Annotated in this window: 21 protein-coding genes and 1 pseudogene; 10 read left to right on the top strand and 12 right to left on the bottom strand. The window is 55.8% G+C overall.

What is annotated here, in order from left to right:
• Positions 1 to 24: 24 nt before the first annotated feature.
• Complete coding sequence (gene sbcD / locus AAIE02_RS00995; RefSeq protein ID WP_498531822.1) at positions 25 to 1,242, top strand: exonuclease subunit SbcD; 1,218 nt, start codon at positions 25 to 27, stop codon at positions 1,240 to 1,242.
• Positions 1,239 to 4,394, top strand: coding sequence for an exonuclease subunit SbcC (gene sbcC, locus AAIE02_RS00990; RefSeq protein ID WP_498531821.1), 3,156 nt, complete (start codon positions 1,239 to 1,241; stop codon positions 4,392 to 4,394). The genes sbcD and sbcC overlap by 4 nt, the downstream gene beginning before the upstream one ends.
• Before the next feature lie 481 nt (positions 4,395 to 4,875).
• On the opposite strand, the gene mak is transcribed toward sbcC, so the two are convergent.
• The gene (gene mak, locus AAIE02_RS00985; RefSeq protein ID WP_166994379.1) at positions 4,876 to 5,787 is read right to left on the bottom strand and encodes a fructokinase; all 912 of its coding nucleotides are present in this window, start codon (positions 5,785 to 5,787) and stop codon (positions 4,876 to 4,878) included.
• 125 nt (positions 5,788 to 5,912) lie between these two features.
• Between mak and rdgC the strand changes: the two genes are divergently transcribed.
• Positions 5,913 to 6,824, top strand: coding sequence for a recombination-associated protein RdgC (rdgC, locus tag AAIE02_RS00980; RefSeq protein WP_008454497.1), 912 nt, complete (start codon positions 5,913 to 5,915; stop codon positions 6,822 to 6,824).
• Positions 6,825 to 6,884: 60 nt separating this feature from the next.
• On the opposite strand, the gene ppnP is transcribed toward rdgC, so the two are convergent.
• From ppnP to aroL, 3 genes are all read right to left on the bottom strand, one after another.
• Positions 6,885 to 7,178, bottom strand: coding sequence for a pyrimidine/purine nucleoside phosphorylase (gene ppnP / locus AAIE02_RS00975; RefSeq protein ID WP_008454495.1), 294 nt, complete (start codon positions 7,176 to 7,178; stop codon positions 6,885 to 6,887).
• An 82-nt stretch (positions 7,179 to 7,260) separates the two neighbouring features.
• Positions 7,261 to 7,938, bottom strand: coding sequence for an AroM family protein (locus AAIE02_RS00970; RefSeq protein ID WP_008454484.1), 678 nt, complete (start codon positions 7,936 to 7,938; stop codon positions 7,261 to 7,263).
• Between the two features lie 329 nt (positions 7,939 to 8,267).
• A complete protein-coding gene (gene aroL / locus AAIE02_RS00965; RefSeq protein WP_039290701.1) occupies positions 8,268 to 8,792 on the bottom strand; it encodes a shikimate kinase AroL in 525 nt (174 codons plus the stop codon).
• A 350-nt stretch (positions 8,793 to 9,142) separates the two neighbouring features.
• Here aroL and AAIE02_RS00960 point away from each other — a divergent pair, with 350 nt between their 5' ends.
• Positions 9,143 to 9,895, top strand: a complete 753-nt coding sequence (locus AAIE02_RS00960) for a DUF2076 family protein (protein WP_166994377.1) — start codon at positions 9,143 to 9,145, stop codon at positions 9,893 to 9,895.
• Here AAIE02_RS00960 and AAIE02_RS00955 read toward each other — a convergent pair.
• Positions 9,892 to 10,353, bottom strand: a complete 462-nt coding sequence (locus AAIE02_RS00955) for a YaiI/YqxD family protein (protein WP_008454481.1) — start codon at positions 10,351 to 10,353, stop codon at positions 9,892 to 9,894. The two genes, AAIE02_RS00960 and AAIE02_RS00955, sit on opposite strands and share 4 nt — an antisense overlap.
• Positions 10,354 to 10,677: 324 nt before the next feature.
• Between AAIE02_RS00955 and proC the strand changes: the two genes are divergently transcribed.
• A complete protein-coding gene (proC, locus tag AAIE02_RS00950; RefSeq protein ID WP_008454480.1) occupies positions 10,678 to 11,487 on the top strand; it encodes a pyrroline-5-carboxylate reductase in 810 nt (269 codons plus the stop codon).
• Positions 11,488 to 11,679: 192 nt separating this feature from the next.
• On the opposite strand, the gene AAIE02_RS00945 is transcribed toward proC, so the two are convergent.
• From AAIE02_RS00945 to AAIE02_RS00930, 4 genes are all read right to left on the bottom strand, one after another.
• On the bottom strand, positions 11,680 to 11,991 hold the full coding sequence (locus tag AAIE02_RS00945) for a PsiF family protein (RefSeq protein ID WP_008454479.1): 312 nt from the start codon (positions 11,989 to 11,991) through the stop codon (positions 11,680 to 11,682).
• Positions 11,992 to 12,093: 102 nt separating this feature from the next.
• Positions 12,094 to 13,512: an alkaline phosphatase gene (gene phoA / locus AAIE02_RS00940; RefSeq protein ID WP_498531820.1), complete on the bottom strand. Its 1,419-nt coding sequence runs from the start codon at positions 13,510 to 13,512 to the stop codon at positions 12,094 to 12,096.
• Between the two features lie 93 nt (positions 13,513 to 13,605).
• Entirely contained in the window at positions 13,606 to 13,866 is a 261-nt protein-coding gene (gene iraP, locus AAIE02_RS00935) for an anti-adapter protein IraP (RefSeq protein WP_038475168.1), read from the bottom strand.
• A gap of 273 nt (positions 13,867 to 14,139) precedes the next feature.
• The gene (locus AAIE02_RS00930; protein WP_166994373.1) at positions 14,140 to 15,357 is read right to left on the bottom strand and encodes an MFS transporter; all 1,218 of its coding nucleotides are present in this window, start codon (positions 15,355 to 15,357) and stop codon (positions 14,140 to 14,142) included.
• A 232-nt stretch (positions 15,358 to 15,589) separates the two neighbouring features.
• Here AAIE02_RS00930 and ddlA point away from each other — a divergent pair, with 232 nt between their 5' ends.
• Positions 15,590 to 16,690 carry a D-alanine--D-alanine ligase gene (gene ddlA, locus AAIE02_RS00925; RefSeq protein ID WP_008454473.1) on the top strand — a complete coding sequence of 367 codons (1,101 nt, stop codon included), beginning with the start codon at positions 15,590 to 15,592 and terminating at the stop codon, positions 16,688 to 16,690.
• 3 nt (positions 16,691 to 16,693) lie between these two features.
• On the opposite strand, the gene AAIE02_RS00920 is transcribed toward ddlA, so the two are convergent.
• On the bottom strand, positions 16,694 to 16,906 hold the full coding sequence (locus AAIE02_RS00920; protein ID WP_336708929.1) for a DUF2754 family protein: 213 nt from the start codon (positions 16,904 to 16,906) through the stop codon (positions 16,694 to 16,696).
• A 272-nt stretch (positions 16,907 to 17,178) separates the two neighbouring features.
• Here AAIE02_RS00920 and AAIE02_RS00915 point away from each other — a divergent pair, with 272 nt between their 5' ends.
• Positions 17,179 to 17,517: a DUF2755 family protein gene (locus AAIE02_RS00915; RefSeq protein WP_039296508.1), complete on the top strand. Its 339-nt coding sequence runs from the start codon at positions 17,179 to 17,181 to the stop codon at positions 17,515 to 17,517.
• 39 nt (positions 17,518 to 17,556) lie between these two features.
• Here the strand turns inward: AAIE02_RS00915 and AAIE02_RS00910 are convergent, their stop codons facing one another.
• Positions 17,557 to 18,669, bottom strand: coding sequence for a DUF1615 domain-containing protein (locus AAIE02_RS00910; RefSeq protein WP_498531819.1), 1,113 nt, complete (start codon positions 18,667 to 18,669; stop codon positions 17,557 to 17,559).
• 136 nt (positions 18,670 to 18,805) lie between these two features.
• Between AAIE02_RS00910 and AAIE02_RS00905 the strand changes: the two genes are divergently transcribed.
• The 3 genes and pseudogenes from AAIE02_RS00905 (at position 18,806) to AAIE02_RS00895 (ending at position 22,010) form a co-directional block, all read left to right on the top strand.
• Positions 18,806 to 19,261, top strand: a complete 456-nt coding sequence (locus tag AAIE02_RS00905) for a transcriptional regulator, SarA/Rot family (protein ID WP_008454465.1) — start codon at positions 18,806 to 18,808, stop codon at positions 19,259 to 19,261.
• A 25-nt stretch (positions 19,262 to 19,286) separates the two neighbouring features.
• Entirely contained in the window at positions 19,287 to 20,465 is a 1,179-nt protein-coding gene (locus AAIE02_RS00900) for an HlyD family secretion protein (protein ID WP_008454462.1), read from the top strand.
• A gap of 10 nt (positions 20,466 to 20,475) precedes the next feature.
• Positions 20,476 to 22,010: pseudogene (locus tag AAIE02_RS00895) on the top strand (DHA2 family efflux MFS transporter permease subunit).
• 219 nt (positions 22,011 to 22,229) lie between these two features.
• Here AAIE02_RS00895 and sbmA read toward each other — a convergent pair.
• On the bottom strand, positions 22,230 to 23,447 hold the full coding sequence (gene sbmA / locus AAIE02_RS00890) for a peptide antibiotic transporter SbmA (RefSeq protein WP_008454456.1): 1,218 nt from the start codon (positions 23,445 to 23,447) through the stop codon (positions 22,230 to 22,232).
• Between the last annotated feature and the right edge of the window lie 228 nt (positions 23,448 to 23,675).

The following is a 23,675-nucleotide window of genomic DNA, read 5'->3' as shown; positions in this document are numbered from 1 at the left end:
CGCCTCTTTGCCATGGGACAGGTTATGCGCATTCTCCACACATCAGACTGGCACCTCGGCCAAAACTTCTATACCAAAAGCCGGGCCTCTGAACATCAGGCCTTTCTCGACTGGCTATTAAACGCCGCGGTCGAGCATCAGGTGGATGCGATCCTCGTCGCGGGAGATATCTTTGACACCGGCTCGCCGCCGAGCTACGCCCGTGAAATGTATAACCGTTTTGTCGTGCAGCTGCAGAGCACCGGCTGCCAGCTCGTGGTGCTGGCGGGGAATCACGATTCCGTAGCTACCCTGAATGAATCCCGGGAGCTGCTGGCCTGCCTGAACACCCGAGTCATTGCCAGCGCCCGCCATAACAAAGACGAACAGGCGCTGCTGCTCAATCAAAAAGACGGCACGCCGGGGGCGATACTCTGCCCTATTCCTTTCCTGCGTCCTCGCGACATTCAAAGCAGCCAGGCGGGGCTGTCCAGCCATGAAAAACAGCGCTCTTTAATGGAAGCCATCAGCGAACATTATCAGCAATGTTATGCCGCCGCCGTGGCGCTTCGCGGTGACCAGCCGCTGCCGATAATTGCCACCGGGCACCTGACCACGGTAGGCGTCACGAAATCCGATGCGGTGCGTGACATTTATATTGGCACGCTGGATGCCTTCCCGGCGCAGCACTTCCCGCCCGCCGACTACATTGCGCTCGGGCACATTCATCGCGCGCAAAAAATTGGCGGCACGGAGCATATTCGCTACAGCGGCTCGCCGATTCCGCTGAGCTTCGACGAAACCGGCAAAGCAAAAACCGTTTTTCTGGTGACATTCAGCGGCGGAGCGCTAACCAGCGTCGAGCCTCTGGAAGTCCCCATCAGCCAGCCGCTGGCCATCGTGAAAGGGTCGCTGAGTGAAATCGAGCGGCAGCTAGAGCAGTGGCGAAACGCGCCTGCTGAACCCAAAGTCTGGCTGGATATCGAAATCGCCACCGACGAATATCTGCACGACATGCAGCGCCAGGTGCAGGCGCTCACAGACGATTTGCCGGTTGAAGTTGTTCTGCTGCGCCGCAGCCGCGAACAGCGCGAGCGGGTGATTGCCAGCCAGCATAAAGAGACGCTGAGCGAGTTAAGCGTTGAAGAAGTTTTTGAGCGGCGGCTGAGTCAGGAAGAAACCAGCGAGGAGCGCGCCGCCAGGCTAAGAACGCTGTTTGCCCAAACCCTTTCAGATTTGCACCAGCGGGAGGAACAGGCATGAAGATCCTCAGCCTGCGTTTAAAAAACATTAACGCCCTGAAAGGCGAGTGGAAAATTGATTTCACCCAGGAGCCTTTCGCCAGCAACGGGCTGTTTGCCATCACCGGCCCCACGGGCGCGGGCAAAACCACCCTGCTGGATGCCATTTGCCTCGCGCTGTACCACAAGACACCGCGCCTCAGCACCGTGTCGCAGTCGCAAAATGACTTGATGACCCGCGACACCGCAGAATGCCTGGCCGAAGTCGAGTTTGAGGTAAAAGGTACGGGCTATCGCGCCTTCTGGAGCCAGAACCGCGCCCGCAACGCGGCAAACGGCAACCTTCAGGCGCCGCGCGTGGAGCTGGCTCAAATCAGCGACGGCAAAATCCTGGCGGATAAAATCAAAGACAAGCTGGAGATTATCGCCGCGCTCACCGGGCTGGACTACGACCGTTTCACCCGCTCAATGATGCTCTCCCAGGGGCAGTTCGCCGCCTTTTTAAACGCCGATGCCAACGACCGCGCCTCGCTGCTTGAAGAGCTGACCGGCACGGAGATTTACGGCACCGTTTCCGCCGCGGTGTTTGAAAATCATAAGCAAATCAAAAGCCGCCTTGAAAACCTGCTGGCTCAGGCTTCCGGCGTCGCGCTACTAACCGCTGAGCAGCAACAGCAGCTTACCGAGAGTTTGCAGGCGCTCACTCTGGAAGAGAAAAAGCTTTCCGTGGAGCACCAACAGCAGCAGCAGCACCAGCAATGGCTCGCTCAGCTAACCCGGCTTTCTGCCGACAAAGCCCAAAAGCAGCAGGCGCTGGGCACAGCCAGTCAGGCGGTCAAAGACGCAGAGCCCATGCTGGCGAAACTGACCCGAGCTTTGCCCGCCGAAAAACTTCGCCCTGACTGGCAGCGGCTGCAGGAAAAGCAGCAGTCGCTGAAGCAAAACAGCGAGGCGGCGGAGAAAGTGAATACCCGCTTACAGCAGCTTTCCGTCCGCCGGCAGCAAACCCGAATGCTGGCCGCCGAACAGGCTCAGCGGCTGAAGAGAGAAGCTCAGCAGGTCGAAGACTGGCTAGCGGCGAATGACCGTTATCGACTTTGGTCTGCCGAACTGACGGGCTGGCGCATGGCATTCACGCAGCAGCAGCGCGACGAAAAACAGCTTACTGAGCTAAAGCAGGCGCTCGAGGCCAGTCGGCAAAAGCTGCATGCGCTGCCGGAGCCAAAGCTTAGCCTTTCTCCTGATGAAGTGAGCGCTCATTTACAGCGGATGCTGGCAACCCGGCCTGCTCGCCAACTGTTGGCTACTTTGCAGCCGCAGTTTGCCACGCTGGAGAAACGCAAAACCGAGCAACAGCGCGAGCTTGTCGAGCTGGAGAAACAGATTGCCGAGCGAGACGTTGACCTGGGGCAAAAGCGCCAGCAGTACAAAGACAAACGCCAGCACGAAGCGGATCTGGAAAAAGTCGTCGAACAGGAAAAGCGCATCCAAAGCCTTGAAGCCGAGCGCGCACGCCTGCAGCCTGACTCGCCGTGTCCGCTTTGCGGCTCAACCCAACACCCGGCTGTAGAGGCGTATAAGGCTCTCGAACCTGGGGAGAACCAACAGCGCCTGGCCGCCCTTAAGCAAGAAGTGGCTAAACTCGCAGAGCTTGGCTTTGCCCTTAAAGGTCAGCTTGATACCCAGCGCCAGCAGCGCGAAAAACTGGCGCAGGCCAGCAGCACCATTGAGGCAGAGGAAACGTCGCTCTCGGCCCGCTGGCAGCAGCAGTGTGCGGAACTTGCCATCGCTTTAACGCCTCAGGACGATCTCAGCGCCTGGCTTGACGAGCAGGAACAGCGCGAGCTGCAGCTGCGGCAGCTTGGCGAGCGGCAGGCGCTGGAGGCGCAATATCAACGCGACAGCCAGCAGCATGAAAAACTGAAAGCAGACTACCTGGCACAGCGCGCGTCGCTGCAAGCGGGGCTGAAGCAGGCCGGTCTCCAGCATCCTGAGCCTGGCGAAGAGCAAACCTGGCTGGAAGCTCGCCAAAGGGAATCTCAGCAATGGCAGCACCAGCAGGACAAACTGCCGCAGCTTCACCAGCAGCTCTCCGCTCTCGGCATGTTGCTCTCAACCCTTGCGGACGATGGCTCCGCCCCGCAGCCGCTGGATGAACACGAGCATCAGGCGGCGCTGCAAAACTGGCAAGCGCTGCATAACGATTGCAACCTGCTGGAAGGTCAGCGCCAGTCTCTGCAGGAGCAACTGAAGCAAAGCGAAGAAGAAAGCACGGCGGCTCAAACGCAGTTCAGGAATGCGCTTTTGGCCAGCCAGTTCAGCGACGAAGCCGATTTCCGCCGCGCTCTGCTGGAAGAAGCCGAGCGCCTTGAGCTGGAACAGCGTAAACAGCTTCTGGAACGCCAGCATCAACAGCAGGTCACTCTGCTGGAACAGGCGGAAAGTGCGTTGACCCAACACTTATCGGCGCGGCCAGAAAATCTGCATGAAGAAACAGATCCTGGCGCACTGGAGGCGAAAATCACGGCGCTGGCCCTCCAACTGCGTGAGAATGCTTCACAACAGGGTCAAATTACCCAGCAGCTGCGGCACGACGAGGAAAACCGCGTTCGCCAGCAAACGCTGATGCAGGAAATAAAAGCCTGTGAAGCGCAGGCGGAAGACTGGGGCTACCTCAACGCGCTTATCGGTTCCAAAGAAGGGGATAAATTCCGCAAATTTGCGCAAGGCCTGACGCTGGATAACCTCGTCTGGCTGGCAAACAATCAGCTCAATCGCCTGCACGGGCGCTACTTGTTACAGCGTAAAGACAGCGAAGCGCTTGAATTACAGGTGGTCGATACCTGGCAGGCCGATGCGGTACGTGACACCCGCACGCTTTCCGGCGGCGAAAGCTTCCTGGTAAGCCTGGCGCTGGCGCTGGCGTTATCCGACCTGGTCAGCCATAAAACCCGGATTGATTCCCTGTTCCTGGATGAAGGTTTTGGCACCCTGGACGCGCAGACGCTGGATACCGCACTCGACGCGCTGGATACGCTGAACGCCAGCGGCAAAACCATCGGCGTGATCAGTCACGTTGAGGCGATGAAGGAGCGGATCCCGGTGCAGATTAAGGTGAAGAAGATTAACGGGTTAGGTGTCAGCCGGCTGGATAAGGCTTTCGCGGTGGAGTGATCCTTGCCAGGCTCTCACCAGAGGGAACGCTCTTTAAGTCACAAGTACGCTTATGAAGGAACGGTTAAGGTTCCGTTCACTTCCAGTTCGGTTTCATATGTCACCACCGCATCGGTGAACGTCTCAGGGGAATCACCGTCATTCCCCTGAGAACCCGGACTCCCGGCGAAATAAATCGACCGCTGAAGCGGCAGACCTCCGTTTTATCTCCCAGTCCTGGGCCGGCTGAGATGCGTTCCCGACGCTCTCAGCCTCCGGCCGTTCCCGACGTCCGGACCCTGGCCAGTCGGAGAGAAAACGAAGGCGATTTAAGCCTGAACCGTGTTTCGCTTTAAACCCGGTACTAGCTTCAACTACGCTGTCGCTTCTGGTTTTTCCCTTCCCCCCTACTCCTCTCCCAGAGGCATAGGGAAAAAACCACGTTTCCGGCATCTGTTTTCCGCCTCTCCCCTTTGGGGAGAGGGCTGGGGTGAGGGGCGATTTACTTCTCTATCGGCCACAGCCACGCCGCACCGCGAACGCCGCTGGAATCCCCGTGCACCGCTTTGCGAACGGGCGTTTCACACTCGCCGCCAAACACCCACGGTTTGATCAGCTGCGGCACCGTCCGGTATAAACGCTCCACGTTGCTCATCCCGCCGCCCAGCACGATCACGTCCGGATCGAGAATGTTGACGATATGCGCCAGCGACTTCGCCAGACGCGTCTCATAGCGGCTGATAGCCAGCTCTGCCAATGGATCCTGCTGCTCTGCCAGACTGATGATTTCGTGCCCTTTCAGCGTTTTCCCGCTCAGGCGCTGGTAGTCCGTGCCGAATCCGGTGCCGGAAATAAAAGTCTCAATACAGCCCTGTTTGCCGCAGTAGCACGGCACCTCTTTCCGAAAACGCAGTTCGTCTTCATCCATCCACGGCAGCGGGTTATGCCCCCACTCGCCCGCGGTGCCGTTGCCACCGATCAGACTTCGGCCATTGATCGCCACGCCCGCGCCGCAGCCGGTGCCGATGATCACCGCGAAGACGATCGGCGCCCCTGCGGCAGCGCCGTCAATCGCTTCCGACACCGCCAGGCAGTTAGCATCGTTCGCCAGCCTGACTTCGCGCTTGAGCGCCACGCTAAGATCCTTGTCAAACGGCTGCCCGTTCAGCCAGGTTGAGTTCGCATTTTTCACCACTCGGGTATAAGGGGAGATCGATCCCGGGATCCCAAGCCCTACCGTACCGGTCTCGCCCGTGGCTTCTTCCGCCAGCCGCACCAGCTCAACAATGTTTTTGATGGTGGCCTGGTAGTCGTTTTTTGGCGTGGGCAAACGGTGGCGATAAAGTTGTTTACCGTCGTCTGCCAGCGCGATCACTTCTGTTTTAGTCCCACCGAGATCGATACCTATGCGCACAAGAACTTCCTCATTTGGTGATAATTATCAACTACCTAAAATGCAGGCCAAGCAAAGACAATGAAACGAGGCCGTCAATTCGTTATCATGCCCGCTGCGTTTAACTGACAACCTGGGACAGAATCATGCTGTGGTTTAAAAATTTAATGGTTTACCGTTTAAGCCGTGACATCACGCTGACGGCGGATGCAATGGAAAAACAGTTAGCCGCCTTCACCTTCACCCCTTGCGGCAGCCAGGACATGGCCAAAACCGGCTGGGTGTCGCCGATGGGCTCGCACAGCGATGCATTAACCCATGTTGCCAACGGCCAGATTGTGATTTGCGCCCGTAAAGAAGAAAAAATTCTGCCCGCTCCGGTCATCAAACAGGCTCTTGAAGCCAAAATCAATAAGCTCGAAGCGGAACAGGCCCGCAAGCTGAAGAAGACCGAGAAAGATTCCCTCAAAGACGAAGTGCTGCACTCCCTGCTGCCGCGCGCTTTCAGCCGCTTTAGCCAGACTATGATGTGGATAGACACCGTCAACGGCCTGATCATGGTTGACTGCGCCAGCGCCAAAAAAGCGGAAGATACGCTGGCTCTGCTGCGTAAAAGCCTGGGTTCTCTGCCGGTGGTCCCGCTGGCGCTGGAAAACCCTATCGAACTGACGCTGACCGAGTGGGTACGTTCAGGGGATGTTCCGGCAGGCTTTGCGCTGATGGACGAAGCTGAGCTCAAGGCAATCCTTGAAGGCGGCGGCGTGATCCGCTGCAAGCAGCAAGAGCTGGTATGCGATGAAATCGCCGCGCACATTGAAACCGGCAAAGTGGTCACCAAGCTGGCGTTGGACTGGCAGGAGCGTATTCAGTTCGTGCTGGCGGACGATGGCTCAGTCAAACGCCTGAAGTTTGCCGATATCCTGCGCGAACAGAACGACGATATCGACCGGGAAGATTTTGGCGGACGTTTCGACGCCGATTTTATTCTGATGACCGGCGAGCTGTCGGCGCTGATTACCAACCTGGTGGAAGCCCTCGGCGGAGAAGCACAGCGTTAATTGCCGTGGCTGACGCATAAAAAAAGCCCCTCGCGGTGAAACGAGGGGCCTGAAAGTCAGTTATTTATCGGCCAGGTAGCGGCAAAGGTAGGACGTTGGCTCAGCAACCTGCAGATGAAACTCGCTGTGGCCCGGAACGTTAAAGACTTCGCCCGCAGCATAGGTTTTCCACTCTGTTTCCCCCGGCAGCAAAACGTGCAAAGCGCCGCTCACTACGGTCATCTCTTCCGGCTGGGCGGTCCCGAAGGTGTATTCCCCCTCCGCCATCACCCCAACGCTCGCACGGCCAGTGCTGCTGCTGGTAAAACCGATGGATTTTACTTTCCCGGAGAAGTACTCGTTACTCTGAAGCATGGACAGGCCCTTTATCGACATTAGTGAAAAAACCACTATAGAGGCGAACTCTCCGGCCTGTCACGCAAATTGTTAATTCCGTTCAGATAAGCAATTCTGCGGCTAATCTGGCCACCAGTACGTTGGATAAGAGCACCGGCACATCCAGCTGCTTTTGCAGTAAATCCCGGTGTTTTTGATGGTAGCCAAGGCAGTCGAGGACCAGAACATCCGCCCCTTCAGCCATCAGTTTTTTTCCGGCCTCCAGCAGCTCGGCTTCACTACCGTGGATCGGGTTCGCAAGCGAATAAAGCGGCGGATGGGTCAGCTTGCGCCACTTCAGCTCCTGAAACTTAATCATTTCTGCAACCGGCAGAATGATCCCTACCTGATGACCATCCACAATCGACGCCACTAGCGGAGGAATGATACGCTCAGGCTCCAGCAGAATGGCATTGCGGGCGCTTAACCCCGTCAGCGGCATCGTGCTCATCAGCAGGATAACTTCGTAGCCCTGATTATCCAGCTGTTCGATGATGCCCTGCATCGCAATGGAGATTTTGTCCCGCCCGACTGACGTAATGGTGTTATCCGCCAATAGCGTGAGCAGCGTTTCTTCACCGGGGGACGGGGAAAACTGACGGCGAACCTCATCGGGGGAGAGATTGCCCAACAGGCTGACCTGAGAGATTTGTTGTTCAGAGATATGTTCAGTTAAAAAAGGTAAAACCTCACTGACTGACACTTTGCCGACGGTGAGAATGGCTACAGTTGGTTTCATGCTTCGCTCCGCTATTACTCAGTTACCGCCCTCTTCGCTGCATTGCTCCACGTCCGCTATGAAATAACTCCGCCGGGTCGATCATTTTTTGATCGCCACAATCCGCAGCATACAACCAGAGCGACATCGAAATCCTTAACGAAACATCAACTACTGAGCAACATCTCTAAGGAATATATTTTAGCTAAATGAATGAGATAAACGTTTCTCTTAGGAAGAAGGTCGCACGCGCGGCGTACGCCTGATCCTGCCGGTCAGGCTCTCGACGAAAAGTGGCTGAATGGCCATCGCTCGTCCTTAATTTCTTATGGATGAGCGTTAAGTATAGGCTAACTGGCGCGGGCCATTTGTAATGCGCTGAGGATAGATTCCACTACCGCATCAGGAGAGCGGGTAGCGTCCACAATATGACGGGCAACCTGCCGGTAGAGCCCTTCGCGAGCGGCTAGAACATCGACAATTTCGTCGGTAATGCCTTTACCGGTCAGCGTTGGGCGCTGCCCTTCTTCTGGAGAAGCGCTCAGGCGCGAAGCCAGAATCTGAGCCGGGGCATGTAACCAAACCGGGATACCATTTTCCTGCATAAACTGACGGTTGCCCTCAGCCAGCACCATCCCGCCACCGGTCGCCACAACCGTCGCCGGAGCCGTTACGCGCTGCAGCGCATCGGATTCACGAGCACGAAACCCTTCCCAGCCCTCTTCGGCCACAATCTCCGCCACGCTCTTGCCGGTGTGGTTCAGCAGGAAACTGTCGGTATCGACAAAGGCGTAACCCAGCTTTCTCGCCAATGCGTGACCAACGGTCGTCTTACCACAGCCGCGCGCGCCGACTAAGAATAGGGGTTGAGTCATCAAAGATAATCCTCGGAAATGCGGGCCTGAGGCCACAAGGGGCAAAAGCAGGAAAACAGAGTGCGATAATACCATTAAACTAGTACGCGACAAGTGTAAACTTATAATTACAAAAATAAAATCTATCGCTCAAAACCCAGCTATAACGGCATTAACTGATACGTAACAAGTGTAAACTAAATCCACCACCTGCTAACTGCGCCACAATACTTTAAACGCCAGGCCAATGACAACCCTTAATCTGAGATTCGGTAACACATTTATGGTTAGCTTTACGATTAAGGCGTTTCACCTACGCTGAATGTGATCCAGACTCGTTTTAAGATTTCATCATGACAGAGGTATGAACCATGCAAGCTGAAGAGCAGCGTCTTATTGACGGGCTTTTTGACCGTCTGAAACAGGCCGAAAGCCAAAGTGCCACCCGCGATGCGGCCGCCGAACAGCGGATTGCGCAACACCTCAGCCAGCAGCCGGGTGCCGCCTACTACATGACGCAGACGATCCTTATCCAGGAAGCGGCCATGAAGCAGCTGAATGGCAAAATTCAGGCCCTGGAAGCGCAGGTGAGCGAGCTGGAGCAGAAATCTCGCCAGCAGCAAAGCAGCGGCGGTTTCCTTGCCGGGTTGTTCGGCGGCGGCAGCAGCAGTAATAATACTGCTCGTGGCTCCGATCCGATTCCGGGTAGCCAGAACTATGGCACCTCTTCTGCGCCAGGCTACGGCGCGCCACAACAGGGCGGATATGGTGCACCACAGCAACAGGCTGCCCCGGCCAGCGCCCCACGTGCCGGAGGCGGGTTCTTATCTGGCGCGCTGCAAACCGCAGCGGGCGTAGCCGGTGGTGTCGTGGTGGCAGAAATGCTGACCAGCATGTTCCACCGCAGCCAGCCGGAAGAGATCGTCAATATTATCAATGAACCGGCGCCGACCTTCGACAACAGCTCATTCGACTCGGTCAACGACTACAGCCAGGTCGATGACCGTCAGTTCCAGAACCAGGGCGGCTGGCAGTCGCAGGACAATACCGATTACGGTAACGATGATTTTGGCGGCGACGATTACGGCGACGATTACGGCGACGACGACGACAGCTTTATCTAAGACTTTTGCGCCCGCGCGACCTTCAGCAGCCACTTTTCCAGCTCATTGGCAAACTGCTGGCGGTCGCGCTGGCTCAGGCTGTCCGGCCCGCCGGTTTGCACGCCGCTGGCGCGCAGAGTATCCATAAAGTCACGCATCGTCAGGCGTTCACGAATGGTTGCAGGGGTATAAAGCTCGCCCCGGGGATTCAGCGCCACCGCCCCTTTCTCCAGCACGTCTGCCGCCAGCGGAATATCGGCGGTGATAACCAAATCGTCTTTCTCGCAGCGACGCACTATTTCGTTATCCGCCACGTCAAATCCAGAGGCAACCTGCAGGCTGCGAATAAACCGCGACGGCGGCGTTTTCATCCCCTGATTAGCCACCAGCGTGACCATAACCTGAGCGCGATCTGCCGCGCGAAACAGCACCTCTTTGATGACTTTTGGACACGCATCGGCATCCACCCAAATTTGCATTATGGCTCCTGACTTTCGGTGGGAATGGGGGCGATTTTGCCGTGCTTTTGCCGAATGACAAAATTTATCTGTTTCCACCCCGGCCGTTCGCCGTTGCGTGCAAACATAGCCTAAGCGGTAAAAAGCGCGTTAAGAGATTGCTGACAAAGAGGGAAAAAGCGTGGTTTTTCCCTCTTTGTGGTTATCATCCGAAAATCAATGAATTGATTTTCCAGTTTATTTTTATGGCGACACATTGCAGAATTTTATCCCCATTAGATTTGTCAGAAGTCTGGTTAAGCTATTACCATCAAATAACAAAACACATCACCATGGAGTCATGCTATGGACAAGAAAATAGGGTTTATTGGCTGCGGTAACATGGGCAAAGCCATCCTCGGCGGCCTGATTTCCAGCGGCCTTGTGCCTGCCGGCAATATCTGGATCTACACCCCGTCGCCGGACAAAGTTCAGGCCCTGTGCGAAGAATACGGCATTAACCCGGCGCAGAGCGCGCAGGAAGTTGCGCAGATAGCCGACATCGTCTTTGGTGCCGTGAAGCCAAACATCATGCTTAAGGTGCTGAGTGAAGTTAACTCCGACCTGAACAAAGACACCGTGATTATCTCCATTGCCGCGGGTATCACTCTGGAAACCCTGGCCAAAGTGCTGGGCCATGACCGGAAAATTATCCGTGCAATGCCGAATACCCCTGCACTGGTGAACGCGGGCATGACGTCGGTCACGCCAAACGCGCTAGTCACGCCGGAAGACATTGCCGATGCGGTGAGCATTTTCCGCAGCTTTGGCCAGGCCGAAGTCGTAAGCGAAGCGATGATCCACCCGGTCGTGGGCGTCAGCGGATCTGCCCCGGCTTATGTATTTATGTTTATCGAAGCCATGGCCGATGCCGCCGTGCTGGGCGGTATGCCGCGCAAACAGGCCTATCAGTTTGCCGCTCAGGCGGTGATGGGCTCGGCGAAGATGGTGCTGGAAACCGGTACCCATCCGGGTGAGCTGAAAGACATGGTTTGTTCCCCTGGCGGCACCACCATTGAAGCGGTCAAAGTGCTGGAAGAGAAAGGTTTCCGCGCTGCCGTGATGGAAGCGATGGTGAAGTGTATGGCGAAGTCAGAGCTGCTCGGGAAGTCCTGATTTTGATATAGCCCCTCACCCTAACCCTTTCCCCGCGGGGGAGAGGGGATTAGATCGAGCATAAATCCCCTCATTAAAACCCAAAATAAAAGCCCTCTGCCGAGGGGAGAGGGCTCTGAATCGAGCATAAATCGACCGTCCCCCCCTCTCCCTCTCAGGAAGAGGGCCGGGGTGAGGGTCATTCAAAACAACTTATTTTTTCTTCAGGCAATTACTCATAAAGGTTTTTCTGGCGTCGCCCTTCAGCGATTGCTTCGCCGCGTCCGCATTACAGTCCTTCATTTTTTGTTGCTGAGGCGTCAGGGTTTTCCCCGCCGCGGCAGGCGCTTCCCCTTTGAGACAGCTGCTCATGTAGCTCTTACGCTGGTCCCCTTTCAGAGACTGCGAAGCCGCCTGCTGATTACAGGTCGTCATACGCTGCTGCTGCGGCGTCATCGTTTTATCCGCCGCCGTTGCTGACCCAACCAGCCCTACCAGTAACACCGCTAATAATGAAAATTTCATACCTTATTCCTTTTTTATTGTGACGTTTAAAGTCTGGCCTAAGGCAAAAAAAATGCGACGTTTCCGCCGCATTTTTTTCTTACCTGTTACGCAAGCTCACCTTTACTCCAGCGCCATCGCTGATTTCATGGTGTAGAACAGGTCGGTCTGATCGGTCAGCCCCACCACATTGGCTGCATGTGGGCCATAGGCCGCCACGCGTAGCTGGGTGCCGGTGTGCTCCTGAGATTCACCCTCGGAGTTGCCGTAGCTGATGACCATCACCGCGCCATCTTTGGTGTTCAGCGCCTGAGTCAGGCCAGGCGCTTTGGTGTCCGGCGCCACAATCTGGCTGGAATGGGCGTGGTCTGCGGTGACGACAACCAGGGTATTGCCGTCTTTACGGGCAAACTCCAGCGCTTTTTGCACGGCTTCATCGAGATCGACCGTCTCGCCAATCTGCCCGCATGGGTTAGCGGCGTGATCCTGTTTATCAATAGAAGCGCCTTCGACCTGCAGGAAGAAGCCTTTCTCGTTTCCTTTCAGCAGGTCGATAGCTTTTTCGGTCATCTGCGCCAGGGTCGGCACGCTGCTGTCGCGCTTCGGATTAGGCGTACAGGTCACGGCTGGCTGATCGATATTCCCGTGGTAAGTGGCCTTCGGGCCTTCCCAACGCACAGGCATATTGCCGTCGGCGAACATACCGATCAGCGGTTTTTGCTGGTTAGCTTCTGTCACCGACGCAAGGCCGGCGGCGTTATCCACCCACTGATAGCCACGGGCATCGGCCTGCTCGCGCAGCGTTTTCCCGTTCCATTCACCGGCTTTTGCCGTTTCACTAAAGGTTTTTGCCCCACCACCAAGCGTCACGTCGGCGCGGGTATTCAGCAGTTGCTCGGTAATGGAGCCTTTGCCCCCGTTTTCCAGCGCGTTAGTGGCACATTTTTCGCTGGTGGAGCTTGGGCCATAGCATTTACGCCCCGTCACGTGGGAAACCAGCGCCGCTGGCGTGGCATCCTGAATTTCCGCCGTGGATACGTTGCCCGTCGCCTTACCGGCCGCCTTCGCCAGTTCGAGGATGGTGACGTGATCTTTCCCGTCAACGTCCACGCCCAGCGCACCGTTATAGGTTTTCACGCCGGTGCTCCACGCCGTGGCGGAAGCAGCAGAATCGGTGACGTAATCCGGCTTTTTCGTTTTCTTGTCTAAAGAATAATGGGTGTATTGCCCGGTCAGCGGTAAGGCATCAATTCCTTTAAAGAAACCACCAGCCCCTTCGGCATAGTTTCTGGCGGCGGTAATTTCCGAATCGCCCATTCCGTCGCCAATCAGCAGAATAATGTTCTTCGCTGTTTTATTGTTGAGCGAGGCACGGATCGCTTCAGTTTGATCGCCTGTAATACGGCGAGCACCACCCGGCTGAGTTAAATCTCCCTGAGCGGCGCGATTTTCCAGAGGGGAAGAGGATGTTTCTTGTGATTTTGATGGGGCGCTGGCAAGCAGCAAAGGCAGCAGGCTGGCGATAATTACGCTCTGTTTCACTTTATTTTCTCCATGTAGTAACTACTGAATATAAATAAAAACAGAGCGAGTATAAAAATGACTTATGACACTAATATGACAGTAAATTTTGATTCAACTACGGGGATGGATAAGGAGCTTTTTTAAATATTGTCGGAGTAATTCGGTATCCTGGACCGGCACTGCCGTCTTTGGGGAGGCATCATCTAACGCCCCTTCAATGCTGGCAACCAGCGCCGAACGTTCTCCCTGTTCAAGGCGTCTCAATAAGGCTGTGACCACTATTTCCAGCGCTTCAACCTGAGCAACCAACTCTTTCGATTCTTCTTCCTTTTCGGCGAGCTTAACCAATAACTCAGCAATAAGATTTTTCATTTTCTCAGTCCCTGCGGGGTTAAGGCATGACGTTAACACTCAGATCCACCTGAGAGCAATATCTCAGGTTAAATATGTGCGTCACAGCAAATAGCAGCAATATTAAAATGATTCCGTCTGATAATAATCCCGACAACGAATTTTTTGCACCACAAAAAAAGAATAATGGAATATTATTCTCTAAATCTGTGGTAGCGACTAAATGAATAATAAGTCGAAATCAATCTTCATATTTTGCTCAATAATATCCCACACAGAGAAACTGGCTGGCGGCTAAGTGCTTTTACTGGCCAGCGCCTGGCGGGCATTCTTGCGCTTAAAAGCCACCGCCAGCTGCCAGACATTGAACAGCACAACCACGGCGGTTGCCGCAAAAACGTAACGAAAACCGGCCATTGCGGAAACCCCTGCCCCCATTAAAGGCCCGGCGACATTCCCCAAATACATAAACGACTGGTTATAACCGAAGATACGCCCGGTGACCTGGTCGCTGCAGTATTTGAGCAACAGCGTTTGCACCGCCGGTAACATTGCCCCGTCGGCAAAACCCAGCAAAAAGCGCAAGATGCCAAGCTGCATCGGCGAGGTGACAAAGGACATGGCAAGGAATAACACCACGGCGCAGCACAGCGTCGCCATCAAAATACGTTCAGTGCCAATCCGGTCGCCCAGTTTGCCCAATTTAGGTGCGGCAAAGAGCGCGGATATGCCCGGCAAGGCGGCGATAAACCCGCTCATAAACGCAATATTGTTGCTGTCCGGGGCCAGCTGTTTAATAAACAGCGCCAGAATCGGGCCAATCGAGCCGTTACAGAGCTGGATCACCAGCGTGGTGATAAACAGACTGAGGATCAGCCAGGGGTAAGGCAGCGTGGCGAAAACTTCCTTCCCGGTCAAGCGCTCATCTTTGCTGATTTTCGGGCGAGCGCCCTCTTTTATCAGCAGCAGCGTCACCAGGAAACTGACCATCAGCAGCCCCGCGGTGGCAAAGAATACCGGCCTTAGCCCAAGATGATCCGCCATAAAACCGCCGAGCAGCGGGCCCACAATCACGCCGCTGATTTGCCCGGTTGAGAGCGTACTGATAGCCCAGCCGCTGCGCTCGCGTGGCACCTGAGAGGCAATCAGCGCCATTGCATTAGGAATATAACCCGACGTTAACCCCATTACCGCGCGCAACAGGAACAGCTGCCAGACGTTGGTGGCAAAGGCCTGGAGAAGAATCGCCACCGCCATACCAAACGAGGCGCGAAGCAACATCAGCTTGCGCCCTTTGCGGTCGGCCAGGCTGCCCCACATCGGCGAAACGATAGCCGAAACCAAAAACGTGACGCTGAACGTCAGGCCGGACCAAAGGGAAAGGGCTTCGTGGGAAGTGACGCCAAGCTGCTCAACGTAGAGCGGAAGAAAAGGCAAAATTTGGCTGATCGCAAGGCCGGTAAAAAAACAGCCGAACCAGACCGAAATGAGATTGACCTTCCAGGACTCCATAGCGCGCTTTTTCAAAGGGGATGCAACCAGAATAGAACGATTTCAGGAAAGCTTATCACACTAATGAATATTGCCGTCAGCGCCCCGGCGCTGTCATTACGATCCAGACATGATTGCTTACTAAAGCACATATCCTGCCCGACCGGACAGGTTGTTGCAGGAACCACATGAATCCCCGGAATGAGCGTGCTATGTTGTCCTCTTTCGTAAAGTTTATGGGTGGATTAAAGGCATGGCAAAACTGCGGGTTGGTATCGTGTTTGGTGGAAAATCGGCAGAACACGAGGTGTCGCTGCAGTCGGCAAAAAATATCGTCGACGCCATTGATAAGTCGAAGTTTGATGTTGTGCTGCTGGGGATTGATAAACAGGGCCAGTGGCATATCAACGATGCGTCCAGCTACCTGCTGAACGCCAACAATCCGGCGCTTATCGCCCTGAACCGGTCAGAGAAAAACGTGGCGCTGGTCCCCGGCCAGACCGAACACCAGCTGATTGAAACCAGCACCGCAGAACAGCTTTCCCAAATTGACGTGATTTTCCCGATTGTGCACGGCACGCTGGGCGAAGACGGTTCCCTGCAGGGCATGCTCCGCGTCGCCAATCTGCCGTTCGTCGGCTCCGGCGTGCTGGGCTCAGCGGTCAGCATGGATAAAGACGTCGCCAAACGCCTGCTGCGCGATGCGGGCCTAAACGTGGCTCCGTTCATCACGCTAACCCGCGCTAACCGCGCCAAAATCAGCTTCGCCGAGGTTGAAAAACAGCTGGGTCTGCCGCTGTTTGTCAAGCCAGCCAACCAGGGTTCCTCCGTCGGCGTCAGCAAAGCCAGCACCGAAGAGCAATATCACGCGGCGGTGGCGTTAGCCTTTGAGTTTGACCATAAAGTGGTGGTTGAAACCGGCATTAAAGGCCGTGAAATCGAGTGCGCCGTGCTGGGGAATGATTACCCGCAGGCCAGCACCTGCGGCGAGATCGTGGTGAACAGCGAGTTCTATTCGTACGACACCAAGTACATTGATGAGCAGGCGGCACAGGTTGTCGTTCCGGCGGCGCTCGACGCCGACGTTAACGACAAAATCCGTAAAATTGCGGTTCGTGCCTATCAGGCGCTGGAATGTAGCGGCATGGCCCGCGTCGACGTGTTCCTGACGGAAACTAACGACGTGATCATCAATGAGATCAACACGCTGCCGGGCTTTACCAACATCAGCATGTATCCCAAGCTGTGGCAGGCCAGCGGTATCAGCTACCAGGAGTTGATAACCCGCCTGATTGAGCTTGCCCTTGAGCGCCACCAGCAGGATTGCGCGCTGAAAAGCTCGATCACTTCGTAATTCTTAAGGCTCCGCCGTGTCCGACTCTTCCCGGGGACGGCGGATAATAAAGCCCGCAAGCCAAAAACCGATCGCCCAGCTCACCAGCCCCACCGCATAGCTCTGCCAGCCCTTCGTTTCCAGGCCCAGCAGGCCGACCACGCCATTCAGAATAAAAATCAGCCCAATCGCCACCGCATAGTAGTGCCAGTCCCGACGCATTTTCAGGGTTAACATAGCCGCCTCACGCATTCAAAAATAAGCCTGCTGGCATTGTCGCACATCGGCGGCAGAGAAACGCGCGGTTGCCACGCACTCCGCTAGCATAATGTTAACGAGATTTACCTTAGGTTACGAAAATGTTAACTTGAGCAAAAAATGCAAATCCAGGAGGATTCTGGCCTCCAAATTACCAGCAATCTGATATTGACAACGCTTATCACCTGCCAAAATTCACGCCATGAGATGCCACACATTCGGTTCAGATTGCGTTTTTACGGGAGGTCGTGATGCCTGATATTTCATTGTCGAAAGCCGTTATTCCGGCTACTCGGGTCATAATGACAGCAAAATCAGAAAGATCGGTGCCGGGCAATATCGCCTATGCGCTGTTCGTTCTCTTTTGCTTCTGGGTGGCCACCCAAATGCTGAATCTTATTGTGCAGGCGCCCGGCCTGCTGGAATACCTGGCGCAAGGCAACGATGCCAGCCGCCCGCGCATTGAGATGGGCCTGGCGGTCAGCACCGTGTTCGGGCTGATTCCCTTCCTGCTTGGCGCTGTCGCCATCGGCATTGTCGCCCTGACGATACGCCTGAGAAACCGCCGCCACTCCGCCTGGTATTACTGATCAAAAAGGCGGAAGCTTTGCCGCTTCCGCCCGCCATCGTCACCTCTGCATACAGCTTGCCCGCCTGTCGTCCACGCGTTTTGCAAACCAGGCCGTGGTCAAATTACGGGTGATTTTAGGGCTTTCAAGCACGATCCCCGGCAGCACTTCTCTGGCCAGCGGCTGCCCCGCTTTTTTCTCCGCTATCGCGAAGACCTGCTTGTAAAGACTGGTTTTTTCAAACCCAATGCTGTCGCCTTTTTGTAGCGCCCGGCGGATTTCGCTGTCGCTCATATCCAGCTGTTTCGACAGCTTACGTACCGCCATTTCGGTGCTGCTCGGTTTATCGCTGGTGTACAGAATCAGATCCCCGTCCAGCGCCAGCTTCATGCCCGTCGCCTTACTCACTGCGCTCTGGAAAGCCGCATTGCGGCTGGCGTACCAGCCCGCGTTGTAGTCGGCGAAGCGATAAAGCGGTTTCGTATAGTTAGCCGGGTAATTCAGCAAGTGGTAAGTCCCGAACCAAAGCCCACCGCGGCGGGTGAAAACTTCCTGCCTCACCGTCCCCTCTATTTTCCACGGGTAGCCATCGGTATGTTTCTCGGCAAACGCCACGCTGACCTGCATCGTGCCGCCGGTGCGTACCGGGTTAAAGCTGCCGAACAGCTTTTGCCCCATCGGCACCATCGTCAGGAAATCATCGAAAATAGCGCTGAGCTGCCCTTCGGTTTTGACGTTATCCAGCCGCTCGCTATAGCTTTTGCCGTTGGGGGAGTTAATGCGCAGCGCGGTGTGCACCAGCAGCAGCGGGATGTGCATTTTTTCCGCGCGGCGGTCGATCTCTTTCCAGGCAATTTTATTCAACCCCGGCACCGCCGGATCGGCCTGCAAATTAGACTCCTGCAGCGCCACCGCCAGCACCGAACAGATATTCTCTTCGCTCTGCTCGAGGTTCTGGCTTTTCAGGGTCGTCAGCAGATCTTTTGCCAGCCCCGCGCGGTCCTTCACCCCGTCAGGGATTTTGCGCTGGGCCAGGGTTTCGATATCTATCGGTTTTGCCGCCGTTGTCGTGGTACCCGGCGTTGTGGTTTTAGTTGTACAGCCGGCCAGCACAAGCAGCGCCAGCAGCCCCGGCACGGCAAGCCGCCGGGCCGGGGAGAGAGAACCCACCATGTTAATATCCTTTCCCTTTCATCATCAACCGCACCACCCTGCCTGTTTTTCAGTTTGTGCGCTACTGGAAATCACCGATTGACAACTAGATGCCTGGTCAGTAATTTCATTTGCAACTACTGACCAGGCAAATACCATGAGTAATACTACGGGTAATCCCTATTCCAAACTGCACCTTGGCCTGCTGATTCACCTGTCGAACCAGTTCAAAGACCAGCTCATCACCCAGTACTTTTCGCCGATGGGCATCACCGGTGCGCAATTTAAAGTCTTGATAAGCATCTTTAAGGGCTTTAACAGCCCGGTAGAAGTCAGCAAAAACCTGGTGATGGATACCGGCGCCATGAGCCGCATGCTTGAACGAATGGTGAAGCGAGATCTGATCGTGCGAAACGTGAATCCCGAAGATAAACGCCAGGTCATTCTGGCGCTGACTGAGAAAGGGCAAGAGCTGTGCGAAGCTTTCCAGAACGATGCGCTGGCGTCGATCATCGGCACCCTTACCGAGCGCCTGACGCCTGAAGAAGCAAAGCAGCTCAATGAACTGCTGATCAAAATGCTGCCGGATGAGATCACCGAGCGCCACCTCTAAGCTTTCTGATTAAGGCCACATAAAAATGCAAACCTCTACCGAGCAGGTTGAACGCGCGCCGAGCAAGCGCAAGCGTAACTTCGCCATTTTTCTCATTATCCTGCTGCTGATAGGCGCCGGCTGCGTGGCGTGGTACATGCTTTACGCGCGCTACTACGAAACCACCGACGACGCCTACGTCAACGGCAACCAGGTCACGCTGACGCCGCAAATCGGCGGCACGGTAACGCAGGTCAGCGTCGATGAAGGAGACTACGTCGAAAAAGGGCAGCCGCTGGTACAGCTCGACCCAAGCGACACCGAAATCGCGCTCCAGCAGGCAGAAGCCAACCTTGCGAATACCGTGCGTCAGGTACGTGGACTTTACAGCACCGCGGATAACTACCGGGCTCAGGTCGCCGCGAAGCAGGTGGCACTGCAAACGGCACAGAGCGACTACGCTCGCCGCCAGAAGATTTTTGCCACCGGGGCTATCGCCGCTGAAGACCTGTCCCATTACCGCGATGCCGTGACCAGCGCGCAAAGCGATCTCACCGCCGCCCAGCAGGCATTGCGTACTAATTTAGCGATGGTGGATGACACGGTTATCGACAGCCATCCGGAAATTAAAAGCGCCGTAGCCACGCTGCGCCAGCGCTTCCTCGATAACGCCCGCAGCACCATCGTTGCGCCGGTGAGCGGCTTTGTCGCTAAACGCGCCGTTCAGCTGGGAATGCGCGTTGATTCCGGCACCACCCTGCTGGCGATTGTGCCGCTGGACCAGGTCTGGGTTGACGCCAACTTCAAAGAGAGCCAGATGCAGGACATGCGCCTGGGGCAGAAGGTAACGCTCACCGCCGATCTCTATGGGGACGACGTGGAGTATCACGGTACCATTGAAAGCCTCGGCATCGGCACCGGCAGCGCCTTCTCGCTGCTACCGGCCCAGAACGCCAGCGGGAACTGGATCAAAATCGTTCAGCGTCTGCCGGTGCGCATCACGCTTGATCCGCACGACATGCAGAAACACCCGCTGCGGGTAGGCCTGTCGATGTTCGCTCGCGTTGATATTCGCAATGCAGACGGCCACCTGCTGCCGCAAAAAACCGTCGCCGCGCCGCGCTTCACCACCGACGTTTACCAGAACGCGCTGGACGAAGCTGACCAACTGGTCACCAAAATCCTTCATGACAACAGCCAGCCGGTAGCGTCAGCCAACCGCTAAGAGAGACGTTATGCAAGATAAGGCGGCGTTTACGCCTCCCAGCCTGCTGCTGGCGACGATCGCGCTGTCGCTGGCGACGTTTATGCAGGTGCTGGACTCCACCATCGCTAACGTGGCGCTGCCGACGATCGCCGGTAACCTCGGCGTCAGCGCCGACCAGGGTACCTGGGTTATCACCTCGTTCGCGGTGTGTAACGCCATTGCCCTGCCGCTGACCGGCTGGTTTACCCGCCGGTTCGGGCAGCTCAAGCTGTTTGTGGGTTCTGTGGCGCTGTTCACCCTCACCTCGTTCCTGTGCGGCTTTGCCCACAGCATGACCGAGCTGATTATCTTCCGCGCGCTGCAGGGCTTTTTCGCCGGGCCGATGTTCCCGATGTGCCAGACGCTGTTGCTGATTATCTTCCCGTCCAGCAAGCGGAGTATGGCGCTGGCGCTGCTGTCGATGGTGACGGTTGTCGCGCCGATTGTCGGGCCGATCACCGGCGGCTGGATCACCGATAACTATTCCTGGCCGTGGATCTTCTACATCAACGTGCCGATCGGGATCTTTGCCGCCATCGTGGTCTGGACGCAGCTGCGCGAGCGTGAAGAAACGACCACCATCGCCCCTATCGACTACATCGGGATTGCGCTGCTGGTGCTGGGCGTGGGGCTGCTTCAGGTGGTGCTGGATAAGGGGAACGATCTCGACTGGTTCGCCTCGCCGGAGATCATCACCATGTCGGTTATCTCCGCGGTTTCACTGGTGTCGTTTGTCATTTGGGAGCTTGGCGAGCGTCACCCAATAGTCAACCTGCGGCTGTTCGCCGACCGCAACTTCGCCATCGGCACGCTGTCGCTGACGCTGGGCTACGCCGCGTTCTTCGCCATCAACATTATTCTGCCGCAGTGGCTGCAAACCCAGATGGGCTACACCGCCATCTGGGCCGGGCTGGCCGCCGCGCCGATGGGTGTGTTACCGCTGTTGCTGACGCCGATTGTCGGGCGCTACGCCAATAAGGTTGATATGCGCCTGCTGGCCACGCTGTCGTTCCTGACCATGGGCGCTTCGTGCCTGCTGCGCGCGCAGTTTAATACCAACGTGGATTTCCGCACCATCGCCGAAGTGCAGCTGTTTAGGGGATTGGCGTGGCGTTCTTCTTCATGCCGATCACCACCATTGTGCTGTCGAACCTGCACGGCGTTGAGGTCGCGGAAGGCTCCGGGCTGGCAACCTTCTTCCGCGTGCTTGGCGGGTCGTTTGCTTCGTCCCTGACCACCTGGATTTGGTCGCGCCGCGAGGTTTATCATCATGCCAACCTGACGGAGAGCGTCTCAGCCTACAATCCGTCGGCGGTGGATTACCTGCACAAAATGGGCGGCGCCACGCAGCAGCACCTGGCCGTGGTGGATAAAACCATTGAGCAGCAGGCCTATATGATGTCGACCATCGACTACTTCTGGCTGCTGGGCTGGGGCTTTATGGCGCTGATTGTCGTGATTTGGTTTGCCCGTCCGCCGTTTATACGGGCTGGAGCGCCGGGTGCCCCTTCCGCAGGGCATTGATCAGAAAGAACCAGTAAAAAGGGATGGCATTACGCCATCCCTTTACGGTTGCTGACGAAGAGGGAAAAAGCGTGGTTTTTCCCTCTTCGTGGTTATCAGCCGAAAATCAATGAATTGATTTTCCTGATTTTTTAAAAAGCTGCCTGGTATTTCTTCTGCCCACAGTGCTTACCACCAGTCTGAAAGGGATGGCATTGCGCCATCCCTTTTCTTTTCTCCTCAGACGGCTTCTTCGGTGCCCGGCACCGGCACATCCTGCAGCGTTCGCTCGAAGCTGCGCAGACGTTTGTAGATAGACATCAATTCAACCAGCGTGGTCCAGGAACTGATCAAGTACTGGAACGAGCCGCGCACCTGGCCAAAAGCGTTGGTGATCTGCTGCATCAGCCCCAGGGTAATCGCGCCTGCGGCAATAGAAGGGAACAGCAGGAAAAGACCAAACACGTTGTCTATCTGCAGATAAAGAATCCGCACAATATTAAAGTAGGTGTAGTGGAAGTAGAGACGGAAATAGTTATGCCGCACGTCGCCAAACAGCGCTTTAACCGTTGGCGGCGTAGCACGGCTGCCGTCGTCTTCCCCGTAAACCAGCTCTTTACGGTAGGCGGCCTCAACTTTTTGGTTATTAAACTGCAGCCCCGGCAGCTTTATCCCGACCGCGGCCAGCAGGCCGGTTCCCATTAGCGACCAGATAATCGCCGCAATCACCAGGCCATAAGGCACCGCCCCGACAATCGGCAATTCTTTCACGTGTGGAGACAGCGCGACAAGAATCGGCAGGAAAGCAATCAGCGTCATCACCGACTGCAGCAGGCTCACGCCCATATCCTCAAGCGTTGAGGCAAAGCGCATGGTGTCTTCCTGCACACGCTGGGCAGCCCCTTCGATATGACGCAGCTTCTGCCAGTGCTCCATATAGTAGTCGTTCATCGCCGTGCGCCAGCGAAACACATAATGGCTGATAAAGAAGCTGTTCAGCACGCCGACAGTGACATAAATCAGCGCGATACCAAGAAACACGCCGGTTTCGCTATAGAATCGCTGCAGCGGGACTTTATTCGGGGACGCTAACGCGGTTTGGATAAGGTCAAAGAACGGCGCATACCAGGCGTTGATCGCCACGCCCAGTTCGACCATAAACCAGGTCACAAAGACGATAAGCGAAGAGCCGAGAATCGACCAGCGCTGCCACGGATGCGGACTCACCAGTGCCCATACACCGGCAAAAAGGCCCACACTGACAGCATAAAAAGCATAAAAAACAAATGCTTTTAACGTCCAAAAACGTGCCGCACTGATCGGTATTTGCTGGCTGGCACCCGCAAGGTTTTCCAACCACAGGCCGCCGCCGGCCTGCCAAAATATGACTGCGAGTAGTCCCCATATTGCCGCCGAAAGAAAAAACAGCTTCGGCGACGGGAAGAAAGATTTGAACATGACAACACTCCTGGGACGACTTTTTGTTGTTATATCTGCCGGTTATAGCGAACGTTCTACGATAATGCTTGCAGAATGTTGTATCAAGGAGTGAGAGAGGCTTACATAAGCTGGCGCCAGCCTTTGAGAATGGCCTCGGCCGTTCTTATGCGGGGGCCAGGAGACCGTTGTGCCCCTTCCCCGCCACCACAAGGCCGGGTTCAGGCCTGCCAACGCACTTCAAAAACG

The organism is Cedecea sp. Ae19-4 (assembly GCF_059801165.1).
Note: the sequence above shows the minus strand (reverse complement) of the source record. Positions and strands in the feature narration are given on the sequence as shown.

Excerpts from the sequence above, each read along its gene's own strand:
- proC (WP_008454480.1), top strand. The coding sequence starts at position 10,678 with ATGGACAAGAAAATAGGGTTTATTGGCTGCGGTAACATGGGCAAAGCC.
- AAIE02_RS00905 (WP_008454465.1), top strand. The coding sequence starts at position 18,806 with ATGAGTAATACTACGGGTAATCCCTATTCCAAACTGCACCTTGGCCTG.
- AAIE02_RS00910 (WP_498531819.1), bottom strand. The coding sequence starts at position 18,669 with ATGGTGGGTTCTCTCTCCCCGGCCCGGCGGCTTGCCGTGCCGGGGCTG.
- AAIE02_RS00900 (WP_008454462.1), top strand. The coding sequence starts at position 19,287 with ATGCAAACCTCTACCGAGCAGGTTGAACGCGCGCCGAGCAAGCGCAAG.
- sbmA (WP_008454456.1), bottom strand. The coding sequence starts at position 23,447 with ATGTTCAAATCTTTCTTCCCGTCGCCGAAGCTGTTTTTTCTTTCGGCG.
- ddlA (WP_008454473.1), top strand. The coding sequence starts at position 15,590 with ATGGCAAAACTGCGGGTTGGTATCGTGTTTGGTGGAAAATCGGCAGAA.
- AAIE02_RS00920 (WP_336708929.1), bottom strand. The coding sequence starts at position 16,906 with ATGTTAACCCTGAAAATGCGTCGGGACTGGCACTACTATGCGGTGGCG.
- AAIE02_RS00930 (WP_166994373.1), bottom strand. The coding sequence starts at position 15,357 with ATGGAGTCCTGGAAGGTCAATCTCATTTCGGTCTGGTTCGGCTGTTTT.
- AAIE02_RS00955 (WP_008454481.1), bottom strand. The coding sequence starts at position 10,353 with ATGCAAATTTGGGTGGATGCCGATGCGTGTCCAAAAGTCATCAAAGAG.
- AAIE02_RS00960 (WP_166994377.1), top strand. The coding sequence starts at position 9,143 with ATGCAAGCTGAAGAGCAGCGTCTTATTGACGGGCTTTTTGACCGTCTG.
- sbcD (WP_498531822.1), top strand. The coding sequence starts at position 25 with ATGCGCATTCTCCACACATCAGACTGGCACCTCGGCCAAAACTTCTAT.
- AAIE02_RS00970 (WP_008454484.1), bottom strand. The coding sequence starts at position 7,938 with ATGAAACCAACTGTAGCCATTCTCACCGTCGGCAAAGTGTCAGTCAGT.
- sbcC (WP_498531821.1), top strand. The coding sequence starts at position 1,239 with ATGAAGATCCTCAGCCTGCGTTTAAAAAACATTAACGCCCTGAAAGGC.
- rdgC (WP_008454497.1), top strand. The coding sequence starts at position 5,913 with ATGCTGTGGTTTAAAAATTTAATGGTTTACCGTTTAAGCCGTGACATC.
- AAIE02_RS00915 (WP_039296508.1), top strand. The coding sequence starts at position 17,179 with ATGCCTGATATTTCATTGTCGAAAGCCGTTATTCCGGCTACTCGGGTC.
- AAIE02_RS00945 (WP_008454479.1), bottom strand. The coding sequence starts at position 11,991 with ATGAAATTTTCATTATTAGCGGTGTTACTGGTAGGGCTGGTTGGGTCA.
- aroL (WP_039290701.1), bottom strand. The coding sequence starts at position 8,792 with ATGACTCAACCCCTATTCTTAGTCGGCGCGCGCGGCTGTGGTAAGACG.
- ppnP (WP_008454495.1), bottom strand. The coding sequence starts at position 7,178 with ATGCTTCAGAGTAACGAGTACTTCTCCGGGAAAGTAAAATCCATCGGT.
- iraP (WP_038475168.1), bottom strand. The coding sequence starts at position 13,866 with ATGAAAAATCTTATTGCTGAGTTATTGGTTAAGCTCGCCGAAAAGGAA.